Annotated in this window: 7 protein-coding genes and 1 tRNA gene; 3 read left to right on the top strand and 5 right to left on the bottom strand. The window is 62.5% G+C overall.

What is annotated here, in order from left to right:
- Window positions 1-340: 340 nt before the first annotated feature.
- Window positions 341-964 carry an HAD hydrolase family protein gene (locus tag M3P27_06855; protein MDP9268032.1) on the bottom strand — a complete coding sequence of 208 codons (624 nt, stop codon included), beginning with the start codon at window positions 962-964 and terminating at the stop codon, window positions 341-343.
- Window positions 965-1,098: 134 nt separating this feature from the next.
- Here M3P27_06855 and M3P27_06850 point away from each other — a divergent pair, with 134 nt between their 5' ends.
- The 3 genes from M3P27_06850 (at window position 1,099) to M3P27_06840 (ending at window position 6,778) form a co-directional block, all read left to right on the top strand.
- Window positions 1,099-5,418 (top strand): DEAD/DEAH box helicase, encoded by a 4,320-nt coding sequence (locus tag M3P27_06850; protein ID MDP9268031.1) that lies wholly within the window; start codon window positions 1,099-1,101, stop codon window positions 5,416-5,418.
- Window positions 5,384-6,631 (top strand): hypothetical protein, encoded by a 1,248-nt coding sequence (locus M3P27_06845; protein MDP9268030.1) that lies wholly within the window; start codon window positions 5,384-5,386, stop codon window positions 6,629-6,631. The genes M3P27_06850 and M3P27_06845 overlap by 35 nt, the downstream gene beginning before the upstream one ends.
- A gap of 71 nt (window positions 6,632-6,702) precedes the next feature.
- Window positions 6,703-6,778 (top strand) — tRNA-Ala (locus tag M3P27_06840).
- A gap of 543 nt (window positions 6,779-7,321) precedes the next feature.
- Here the strand turns inward: M3P27_06840 and M3P27_06835 are convergent.
- From M3P27_06835 to M3P27_06820, 4 genes are all read right to left on the bottom strand, one after another.
- On the bottom strand, window positions 7,322-7,984 hold the full coding sequence (locus M3P27_06835; GenBank protein ID MDP9268029.1) for a hypothetical protein: 663 nt from the start codon (window positions 7,982-7,984) through the stop codon (window positions 7,322-7,324).
- Between the two features lie 450 nt (window positions 7,985-8,434).
- On the bottom strand, window positions 8,435-9,049 hold the full coding sequence (locus tag M3P27_06830; GenBank protein ID MDP9268028.1) for a hypothetical protein: 615 nt from the start codon (window positions 9,047-9,049) through the stop codon (window positions 8,435-8,437).
- Window positions 9,050-9,051: 2 nt separating this feature from the next.
- Entirely contained in the window at window positions 9,052-10,239 is a 1,188-nt protein-coding gene (locus M3P27_06825) for a polymorphic toxin type 24 domain-containing protein (GenBank protein MDP9268027.1), read from the bottom strand.
- A 526-nt stretch (window positions 10,240-10,765) separates the two neighbouring features.
- The coding region (locus tag M3P27_06820; GenBank protein MDP9268026.1) for a hypothetical protein at window positions 10,766-11,537 on the bottom strand (772 nt) is incomplete at its 5' end.

Here is an 11,537-nt window from a genome sequence, read left to right as displayed (position 1 = left end):
TTCATAGCAGGGTCCTGCTGAGGAGCCCGCCACGGCGCGCGAGCGGGCGCCTTCTCCGGCTCGCGAGCAGCGACGAAGCATCTTGGGTTGGCGGCGTGGGGTCGCAGGGAAGAACCACCAGGCTGATTTTTCTTCCCCGGCAAAACTTTTCCCGCCCCGGCTCGTCTATACGCACAGACACGCATAGAGCTAAACCGTGTCAGGGAAAACAGGGACTCCGCCGGTCAACACCGGCGGGGATTTTTTGTCTGGGTTGTCATTCTGAGCGATGCGCGAGCCGACCCGCCAAGGCGAGCTCGAGTCGAAGAACCCCGATCGCAACCACGATGCTACGGGAAGATCATCCCTCGCGCTTCCCTTCGCTCCGCGACAGGTACTTCTTCACCACCTCGTCCCACTTCCCTTGCGCGCGCAGGATGAACTCAATGGCGTCGCGGGCGGCGCCGTCGCCGCCGCGATGGTCGGTGATGAACTGCGCTTCGTCCTTCACCTCTTCGCGCGCGTTGGCCACCGCCATCGCCAGGCCGCAGCGCCGCATGATGGGCAGGTCTACGAGGTCATCGCCCAGGAACGCGACTTCTTCGGCCTTTAAGCCGGCCTCTTTCAATATCTGGTCGAGTGCGTCGGCCTTGTCCACCACACCCTGGTGGACGTAGTCGAGTTTCAGGTCACGCGCGCGCAGCGCGACCGTCTCCGAGATGCGCTTGGTCACGGCGCCCGTCTTCAACCCCGCCATCCGCGCCAGCGAGATCCCGGTACCATCGTGCGCGCTGAATCCCTTGGCTTCGATCATCATGCCGGGCGCAATCGCGTAGCCGCCGGCATCGAGTTTCGCGCCCGCCCCGCCTTTCGGATGGCCTTCTACTCCGTGGGGCGCGGGAAACAGCCAGATGGTGCCGTCGGTCATCACGCCGTCCACATCCATCAGGATCAGCTTGATCTTCTTTGCCTTCGCCTTCGACATGGGGCGATTCTAAATGCGCTCTCCGCTATCCGCCCTGCGCTTTCCGTCAGTTCTTGGGGGAGCGGACAGCCGAAGGCGGAGAGCGCTTTCTGCGCTAGCGAAGAAATTACGAACCTGATATAATCGTTGAAACAATGTCTGTCCCGTCCATCCCTGCTGCCCTCCAGTGGGCCCATCCCCTCGTGCAGGAGTGGTTCGTCGCGAAGTTTGGGACGCCGACCGAGCCGCAGGAGCAAGGCTGGCCGCACATCCTCGCCGGCCGCACCACCCTCATCTCCGCGCCCACCGGCAGCGGTAAGACCCTCGCCGCCTTCCTGGTGATGATCGACCGCCTCGTCCGCAAAGCGCTTGCCGGCGGACTCGAGGACCGCACCGAGGTCCTCTACATCTCGCCGCTCAAAGCGCTCGGCAACGACATCCAGAAGAATCTCGAAGCGCCGCTCGGCGAGATCATGCAGATGGCGCACGACCGCGGCCTGCTGATGCCGGTGATCCGCACCGCCGTCCGCACCGGCGACACGCTCCAGAGCGAGCGTCGCGCTATGCTGCGCCGCCCGCCGCACATCCTCGTCACCACGCCCGAGTCGTTCTACATCCTGCTCACCGCGGAGAGCAGCCGCAAGATCCTGAAGGACGTAGAGACCGTCATCGTCGACGAGATCCACGCCGTCGCTGACGACAAGCGCGGCGCGCACCTCACGCTCTCGCTCGAACGCCTCGAAGCCCTGGCCGCCAAGCCGCTCACCCGCATCGGCCTCTCCGCCACGCAGAAGCCGCTTGAGCTGGTCGCGCATTTCTTGACCGGCAGCGGACGTCCCGACCCCGTTGTCGTCAATATCGGACACCAGCGCACGCTCGACATCGCCATCGAAGTGCCGCCCAGCGAGCTCGGGCCGGTCGCTTCGAACGATATGTGGGGAGAGCTTTACGACCGCGTCGTCGAGCTCGCACGCCAGCACCGCTCCACCTTGCTCTTCGTCAACACGCGCCGTCTGGTCGAGCGCGTCTCCCACAACCTCGAAGAACGCATGGGAGAAGGCGCCGTCGCCGCGCATCATGGCTCGCTCTCGCGCAAGCTGCGCCTCGAAGCAGAAAAGAAACTCAAGGCCGGCGAGGTCGCGGTGCTGGTGGCCACGGCGTCGCTCGAGCTCGGCATCGATATCGGCTTCGTCGACCTGGTCATCCACATCGGCACGCCGCGCTCCATCGGCGGAGCGCTGCAACGCATCGGGCGCGCCGGCCACTGGCGTGGCGCCGTCCCCAAAGGCCGGCTCTTCCCCACCACGCGCGATGAGCTGGTCGAGCTCGCCGCGACCATACGCGCCATCCACCAGGGTGACCTCGATCGGCTCATGGTCCCGGACGCTCCACTCGACATCCTGGCGCAGCAGATCATCGCGATGTGCGCCGTCGAAGAGTGGGATGAGGACGCGCTCTTCGCGCTCGTCCGCCGCGCGCATCCCTACCGCGAGCTCACGCGCGACCAATTCGATGCCATCCTCACCATGGTGTCGGAAGGCATCGCGGCCCGGCGCGGACAGTACGGCGCCTACGTCCATCGCGACAAGGTGAACAAACTTCTTCGCGGACGCCGCGGCGCCCGCCTTGCCGCCATCACCTCGGGCGGCGCCATCCCGGAAAATGCACTCTTCACCGTGATCGCCGAGCCGGAAGGCACCGTCGTTGGAACCCTCGATGAGGATTTCGCCGTCGAATCGCTCGCCGGTGACGTCGTTCTGCTCGGCAACACCTCGTGGCGCATCCGCAAGATCGAGACCGGACGCGTCTTCGTAGAAGACGCGCACGGCGCGCCTCCGGGAGTTCCCTTCTGGCTCGGCGAAGCTCCCGGACGCACCGCAGAACTCAGCGCGCAGATCGGGGATCTGCGCCAGGAAGTGAGCGACCGCACGCCCAACGTGGTCCCCGGATTCGTCGACCAGGCGAACGCCGAAGTCGCCGCTACCACCGCGTGGCTGAAAGAAGAGACAGGCGTGAACGATGCCGGCGCCGAGCAGATCATCAAGTACGTGGTCGAGGGACGCGCCATCCTCGGCGCCGTCCCGACCATGACCCGGGTGATCGCCGAGCGCTTCTTCGATGAGAGTGGCGGGATGCAGCTCGTGATCCATGCTCCCTTCGGCGCGCGCATCAACAAGGCCTGGGGACTCGCGCTGCGCAAAAAGTTTTGTCGCTCGTTCAACTTCGAACTTCAAGCTGCCGCCACCGACAACGGCCTCAATATCTCACTGAGTGACCAGCACAGCTTTCCGCTCGGCGACGTCTTCCACTTCCTGCATCCCAACACGCTCAAAGAAACGCTGGAGCAGGCCGCGCTCGTCTCGCCGCTCTTTGGCACGCGCTGGCGCTGGGACGCCGGTCGCGCCCTCGCGCTGCTGCGCTTCCAGAACGGCAAGAAAGTGCCACCGCAGCTGCAGCGCATGCGGGCCGACGACCTGCTCGCCGCCGCTTTCCCGCAGGCGGCCGCTTGCCAGGACAACATCGAGGGCGACATCGAGATCCCCGCGCACCCGCTGGTGCAGGAAGTGATGAAGGATGTCCTCACCGAGGCGATGGACCTCGACGGCGTCACGCGTGTGATCGCGAACATCCTGAGCGGGGCGATCGAGACGCTGGCCGTCGATACGCCCCTCCCGTCAGTCTTTTCGCACGAGATCCTCAACGCCAACCCTTACGCCTACCTCGACGATGCTCCGCTCGAAGAGCGACGCGCCCGCGCCGTGGAGATGCGCCGCTCGCTGCCCGAGTCGGTGCTCAAGGAAGTGGGGCTGCTCGATCCCGCCGCCATCGCCGAGGTGCAGCACGACGCATGGCCGGAAGTCCGCGACGCCGACAAACTCAGCGAGACACTGCAGAATCTCGTCGCGCTGCCGGAGAATACTTCGGTCGCGGATCATCCGCCGGTCGTGCAGATGTGGTCGGCGCACTTCGAGCGCTTGCGCGCCGACCGGCGCGCCACGCGCGCACATGTGAATGGCACGCCCTACTGGGTCGCGGCGGAGCGGACAAAATCTTTTGCGCGGCTCTTCCCTGCGGCACGGTTCGAAGCCGAGCTCCCAGCCATCGAAGCCGCCGAGCCGGCGCTCGAGGACGTTATCTACGACGCCATCCGCGGCTGGGTCTCGCACCTCGGCCCGACTACCGCATCCGTGCTGGCGCGCCTCACCGGCATCGCCACGAGCGAGATCGAGAAAGCCCTGCTGCGTCTCGAGGCCGCCGGCCTGGTGTTGCGCGGGAACTATCTCCCGGTAGAGACGGCGCTGGCGCCGTCTTCACACGAGAATGAAACCCAGTGGTCGGAGCGCCGGCTGCTCGCGCGCATCCATCGGCTCACCGTTGGCAAGCTGCGCAAGCAGATCGAGCCCGTCACCGCGGCCACGTTCATGCGCTGGCTGGCGCGCTGGCAGCACGTTGCCCCGGGCTCGCAGTTGCTCGGCGAGCGTGGCACGCTGGAAGCGTTGCGCCAGTTGCAGGGCTTCGAGATCTCCGCCAACGCGTGGGAGCGCCACGTGCTGGCGCGCCGCGTCGGCAACTACGATCCCAAATTCCTCGACCAGCTGTCGCTCACCGGCGCGGTGGGATGGGGCAGGCTCTCGCCGCATCCGGCAACCCTCGAGGAGACGGCCAGCGGACAGCGCCGCGTCGTCCCCACCTCGGTCGCGCCCATCACCTTCTTCATCCGCGAGGAATCAGACTGGATGACGATCAGCTCGCGCCGCTCCGACGATATGGCCGAACTGCGTGGGCTCTCCCAAGGCGCGCGCGATGTGCATGCGCTGCTCAAGCGGCGCGGCGCATCGTTCTTCGCCGACATCGTCCGCGGCACCGGCAAGCTGAAGTCCGAGGTCGAGACCGCGCTCTGGGAGCTGGTCGCCGCCGGGCTGATCACCGCCGACAGTTTCGACAACCTGCGCGCCCTCATCGACCCCAAGCGCCGTTCCGGACAGGGACACGGCAAGACCTCGCGCCCGCGCCATACTTCCGGACGCTGGGCGCTGCTGTTCGTCGATCCGCCGCAGGAAAAGTCGAAGCAGATCGAGGCTGCCGCCCGCATGCTGCTCGGTCGCTACGGCGTGGTCTTCCGCGACTTGCTCGCGCGCGAATCGGTCGTGCCCACCTGGCGGGAACTTCTCATCGCGCTGCGGCGTCTAGAAGACCGTGGCGAGATACGCGGTGGCAGGTTCGTCACCGGCTTCACCGGCGAACAGTTCGCCCTGCCCGTCGCAGTGGATTCGCTGCGCGCTTTGAGGAATCTCGAGCCGAAGGGCGAGACCGTCACCGTCTCCGCCGCCGATCCGCTGAACCTCGTCGGCATCATCGTTCCCGGCGCAAGGGTTCCCGCGATCAGCGGCCACACGGTAAGCTTCAAGGATGGCGTTGCGGTCGAACAATCCGACGTCTTTGCGCCCGCGGCCATCGCTGCCGTGGGCGATTAGCGCTCTCGTCCTCACCTTCTTCGCCGGCGCGCCGGCGGCGCAGACGCTCGGCCCGCAAGCGGTTCCGCCTGCCGCGCAAGGCGCTCCCCCAAAGATCGTTGCCGGCCAGGTGATGGACCGCGTCGGCACGCTCTCCGATCCCGCGCAGTCTTACCCTCTCTACCTGCCATCCGCGTACACGCCCAAGCGGCAGTGGCCGGTCATCTTCGCCTTCGATCCCGCCGCGCGCGGCAAAGTCCCGGTCGAGCTGTTTCGTGAGGCGGCAGAGAAGTACGGATACATCGTCGCCGGCTCGAACGATTCGCGCAACGGTCCGCGGCGCGAGCAAACGACCGCGGCCACCGCCATGATGGCCGACGTGCAGCAACGCTTCCCGCTCGATCCGGCGCGCGTCTATGCGGCGGGCTTCTCCGGCGGGGCGCGCATGGCCGGCCTGGCCGGCTTCCTCTGCCACGACTGCATCCGCGCGGTGATCGCCTGCGGCGCCGGACTGCCCGACGGACTCTCCCCCGAGCAGCGCAAGCATCTGCCCGCTTTTTTCTTTACCGTGGGCAAGTACGACTTCAATTATTTTGACGTGCTCGATGCCGCCCGCAGCCTGCCCATCGCGCGCGTCGCCATCTTCGAGGGCGCACACCAGTGGGCGCCGCCCGAGCTTGCCATGCAAGCGGTGGCGTGGCTCGACGCCGGAGCGCGAGACGCCGGCGTCCCGCCACTCACCGCCCTCGAGACGGCGGAGCGCAAGCGGCAATCCGACCTTACCCGGCATCTTTCGCTGCTGCTCAACACCGCGGAGACGGAGACTGAGGACCGCGAGCAGGATCTCAGCGACGCGCGCCGCGACGTGGCGGCGCTGCGCGCCAAGCGTTTGCACGCGACCGCGGGCGAAGACTTGGCCGTGCTGCGGCGTGCGCTGGGCCAGGTGTTTGCGCAGACCTACGAGACCAGCCAGCGGCTGGCGCGCGCGAACAAGCCCGAGCTCGCCGCCGCGTTCCTCGAAGTCGCCGCGGCAGCCGTGGCGCCCGATCCCACGCTGGCGTATGAGGTCGCCTCAGCGTGGGCAGCCGCGAAGGATAAGGGGCGCGCGCTCGAGTCCTTGCGCCGCGCGGTGGAGTTGGGCTTTCATGACCGGCAACACGTCGATGCGGACAAGAACTTTGATCGCCTGCGCGCTGCGTCCGAGTTCCGCGCCATCGTGGCCACCATGCGCTAGCACGCGGATGTGCGCGGTTTGACTAAGCCGAAAGCGTCAGCGAGAATAGAAAGGTTGTTCCTTCCTCGAGTGGGCCTGTGGCGCAGCTGGGAGCGCGCTTCCATGGCATGGAAGAGGTCGTCGGTTCGATCCCGACCAGGTCCACCAAACTTTTCTCTACACGGACGATGGTGTAAGTGACACTCCTGAAGTAACCCACGCTCCAAGTAACCCACGCTCCAAGTAACCCATGCTCCAAGTAACCAAACCCCCGTCCACCGCAGTAGCGACCGTATCGCCCTTCCCCCCTTGTACCCCTCCGAGTCTTTTCAACTGATTAGCGGGAAAGGTCTCGGTCCGGTCTCGGTTCGGTCTCGGCGAGACTTTAGCGAGGTCTCGCCGAGATTTCGTGGTTGCAGCGAGACAGGCGAGGGTCGAAATCTGTTTGATTTGTAGAAACAAAGGACTTAAGACGCGCAATCTGAGCGGAATCTGACAGATTATCCGGGCCCTGGTCAGACGCTGATGAGAAAGAACAGACTGTCCGGCGTGGGACGGACGAGACGAGGTTAGCGCATGGTAGGGCGAAAGTAAAGCGAAATCGTGGACTCTATCCTCCCACACAAGCGGACGCTTGAGTGGGCCACCCATTGCCTGGGCTACCCGCCACCGCCGAGAGTTTGGGTGGGGCACCCGGCACCCGCCCCGAAACTACATGGATGGACCGCAACCAACGCCCCTTAGTGCCAAGGCTGCATCGCGCCGTACTACCGCGCTCCGGTCATGGCTAGCGGCTTGACGAACCAAAGCAAACAAACGATCCCGGCTAGCACGGGGCTTATGATTCAGTGCGTGCTCGATGCCATGTAGAGCTGCCCTCCTTCCGGCAGGATGGTTCGCATTAAGGAGTAAACTTTGAAGAAGTTTCTCCGTTTCATGGCTAAACCATTCATCGCCCAGCAAATCACCCGCCTTCCAGGCCGCAGATCCAGCGTCGCTATTGATCGCAGACAAGTAGTCATGTACCAGCCTCAGCACTGAGGCCTGACCGGATCTGTCGAAGTCACCCTTGTCTAAGGAAGCAAAAATCATGAAGTGCACCTCATACCACAGTGGCGAGGAACGATCAGCTAACAATCTTCGAACAAGCGGAAGAGTCTTCGGTAACAAGGCTACGATGAACCGGACTGCGCCATCCCTGAGCTTTTCATCCCTCTTCATCTTGCGATCCTGCAAGACTCGAAGCGCCATGCGTCGTACCGCAATTTGCTCAGTCGGCGGCAGTTGGGAGAAACGTCGCCGCACGTACGATGAGGCAAGCTCGTGCACGCTCGCGAGGAATTCCAATTGATTTCCGCGCACCTTCTTTGGCATTGTTCGTCCTCTACGATTTCTCGGGCTTCTTCGGTTTCTTACTTAAGTCTTTGTCGTGATTCTTAAGTTTGTCTATTTCCTTTTGCAATTCTTCCTTTATGTGGTCACGCTCAGTTTTGCCCTTGGTCGTATCGAGTTGTTTCCTGAGATCTTGAGTTCTCTCGATACCCTGGCGGGTGGCCCAGACAAAGCTCGCATAGCGATAATCCTCCTACATGGGTGCCCCACAGCGGAAGCCGGTTTTGCTTGTGTGGGAGCCTTGGACCTGTGGACGCTGCGCTTGGCTGCGCGTCGGCCTGCGGCAGCGAGGAAGGGATCAGATTTCGAAGGGCGTCGGGATCCTTCCTCCCACACAAGCGGACGCTTGTATGGGCCACCCACATTCATGTGGGGCACCCGGCTTTCGCGGACGCGAAAAGGTGGGGCACCCATTTGTCTCGGCCACCCGCCCTACTCTCGGCCCCATACCTGCGCGATCACGCCTCGGTTGTGGTCAGGGATGATCTTCGGGTTGGCGGGATCAGTTTTGATCGCTTCTTTGAACCGTTCCGCGTCTTCGATGGAAGAAAACAGGCTGTATTCATTCAACGGGCCTGCCATCTCGCGCACCTGCTCGACCGTGTAATCGCAGTCGTTGAGGATGGAAAGAAAGGTGTCTTCCGCGTCCAGCACTTCGTAGCCGAGGAGTTTCAGACCATCTTCACTACGCTTCATCGTCAAGGCGTATCCAAACTCGTGAATCGTTGCTTTGCCATCAGTCGAAGTCATCGTTTCCTCCTCGACGAAGTCGCGCGGGAACGAATAGCCGGAGATGACCCAGCCCGGACACTGTTTGTGAAAGACAGACCTGCAATCGTGTGGTTCCAACGAAAGGCTCTCAAGCTGCGGTAGCTCAGTCAAGAACCGAGTTGGATTGTCAACACCATCAACTTTGTTCCATTGAAACCTGTTGAATTGGGGATGCCACTCTCGCTCGATGGAGGCGACTCGATATCCCTCTCGCTTGGGCCACGTTTTCCAGTACGGCTCTTGAATCAGGTACCCGACGAAGATGAAATTGCACATAGTCAGTCCTTACTCTTCTTCGGCACAGGCAGTGGGGGCGGCATGCCGACCGGCGGCGTTCCACCCGCTGTTTTTGCCGCTGCATTCACGTCGCCGACGGTAGCTGGTCTTACTGGGCCGAATTTATTTTGGAACACTTGGCCGGTGGCTGGATTCGTGTTAAAGATCGGATCCTTGATGTGCGGGGTATCAACACCTGCGTGAGGCTTGCCAGCTAAATCAACCTGGCTTCCGTTATCCATCGTGACCCGATTCCTGCCTATTTCGCCAGCGACTTGGGCACCAGATTCTGCTGACGCAGGGGCCTTCGGACCAGCAACCGCCACGACAGCGAGGATCGTTCCACCTATTCGGCCACCTTCTTCCGCAACGGCATTGAGTATCTGTGTTCCGCTTGCGCCGCTGGGAAGTGAACCAACGCTCTCTCCGGTTCGCAGCATATTCGTAAAGCCTTGTCCTACGGCCCCTGTGCTGCCCACAACAAACGTTGTCGTCGCCGCTAGCGCTGGGCTGCCTGAGTTTACTGCCTTGTTCTGAGCGTAGCCGACTCCGGCATTGATTTTGGAGTCAATGTAGTTGGCAAGCTCATACGGCGCGCAGCAGTGCCCATCAGAATCGGCATGTGCAAGCGGGTTGTTCCCGACATATCCGTACAGGTTCAGGCTTTGGGGGTTGCCGAAATCTGCGTACGGCACCGCTGTTGCTTTCGCCGCCCAGTCGGGTGAGAGCCATCGCGCAGCCGCGGACGCGTAGTAGCGTGCGCCGAAGTAGTCCAGCCCGCTTTCGGCATCCCGTTCTTTGCCGGTGAACTTGTATTTGTTCGGGCCGGCGGTGACGACGCGTTCGCCGCCGAACGGATAGTAGTCCGCTTCCTGCTCGATGGTGGTGCCGTTGGCGCTGGTTACGACGCTGTGCGAGCCGAGATGGTCCGAGAAGTAGTAGTGGACGGTCGCTGCCGGCAGGTCGACGCGCGCGATCCGCTTCCTGCCGAAGAAGATGTATTCGGCGGTGGCCGTTCCGGCAAGATCCGTTTCCAGCAGCGCGTCCGAGCCGGTGCCCGTCCAGTAGAGCGTCCCGGTGGACTTCTTGACGCGCTTGCCGTCGCCGTCGTAGGTGTACGCGGCGGACGAATACGCCGAGATGCGGTTCTCGGCGTCATAAGTCGAACTGTAGGGGCCGCCGTCGTTCAAGAGGTTGCCGGAACAAGACCCCTTTCCCCACACAAGCAAAACCGGCTTGTGTGGGGCACCCATTGTCTGGGCCACCCGCCCTCACGTAATATGTCCTAAGAACTTTGCTTCGACCACTCGGTAGTCCGTAAGAAGGCGGTTCCGATCTATCGGTGTCTTGTCCCGCTCTAGTCGCTGGATGCAGCAGATCAAACCTGTCTTGACGGTTCTCGCGAGCCAAGCTCGAAACCTCGCGGCTGGAACCCCTTTCCACCTCCAGAACGGAACTCCCAGATCGGTGGTGATGTATCGCTCCTTCAAGGATCGCCGAATCCGCTGACAACCCTCAAAGTCAAACTGTTGAATATCGCCATCAATGCGGAGAACAAGGGCGAACTCGTCAACCTCTGGGCTATATGGCCCTTGGCACGATTCCTCAAGAAGCTTGCGCAGTTCCAATATATGAGAACTTGTGTACTCGGCGGCGTCTTCGCCTCCGACTTGCTCTGCGAGTGTCACCGTTGCCTTGAGCATTGGGAACGACAAACTAGTTAGTCTTTTTCTGCTTCTTCCCTGCCCAGGGTTCTTTGTTCAGCGGCCCGGGATTTCGTTCGACCCGTTGTCTCTCTTTCGCGAGCATCTCATTCCTTGGACCTCGATCCGTTACAACAACCTTTCCTCCGTTCAACTCACTCTTGGTATATCGCTTGTTCACGTCCTGGCTCACGCCATGCTTTTCAAGATTGCCGTCCTTGTCATAACGTTTATACAACTCTGCAGGCTGCTCACCAGCCGTATTTCCATGTGGTTTTTTATCCGTGCCTGTCGATCCGGCGGAGTCATTGGAAGTCTTGAATAGGTGCGCAGATCCAATGACAGCAGTCGTAGCACCATGCGCAATGACTCCAGCCGAGACGACGTTTACTGGCACGCCCACCACCGCGCCTACTCCGGTCGCATCCAGCACTACGCCGGCGACCTCGCCACCACCGCCGAACAGCACCTCGCCAGCCCCTTGTACTGTCGCGGCAGCATCTCCGAACGCCGCGCCCATCTTTCCGGCGCCTGTGGTCTGATCAACCCTTCCTGCTCCCAGAAGATTATCACTGCCATATGCGTTTGCCGCGCCTCCAGCGAAGTTCATGACATCATCAAGGTCGCAGCAGTGACCGTCAGAGTCGGCGCGTGCAAGTGGGTTGTTTCCCACGTATCCATACAGGTTCAGGCTCTGCGGATTACCAAAGTCAGCGTATGGCACCGCCGCCGCCTTCGCAGCCCAGTCTGGCGAGAGCCATCGCGCCGTGGCGCTCGAGTAGTAC

This window comes from Acidobacteriota bacterium, assembly GCA_030774055.1.
Lineage (GTDB): Bacteria > Acidobacteriota > Terriglobia > Terriglobales > Acidobacteriaceae > JACPNR01.
Note: the sequence above shows the minus strand (reverse complement) of the source record. Positions and strands in the feature narration are given on the sequence as shown.

Excerpts from the sequence above, each read along its gene's own strand:
- M3P27_06855 (MDP9268032.1), bottom strand. The coding sequence starts at position 964 with ATGTCGAAGGCGAAGGCAAAGAAGATCAAGCTGATCCTGATGGATGTG.
- M3P27_06830 (MDP9268028.1), bottom strand. The coding sequence starts at position 9,049 with ATGTGCAATTTCATCTTCGTCGGGTACCTGATTCAAGAGCCGTACTGG.
- M3P27_06850 (MDP9268031.1), top strand. The coding sequence starts at position 1,099 with ATGTCTGTCCCGTCCATCCCTGCTGCCCTCCAGTGGGCCCATCCCCTC.
- M3P27_06835 (MDP9268029.1), bottom strand. The coding sequence starts at position 7,984 with ATGCCAAAGAAGGTGCGCGGAAATCAATTGGAATTCCTCGCGAGCGTG.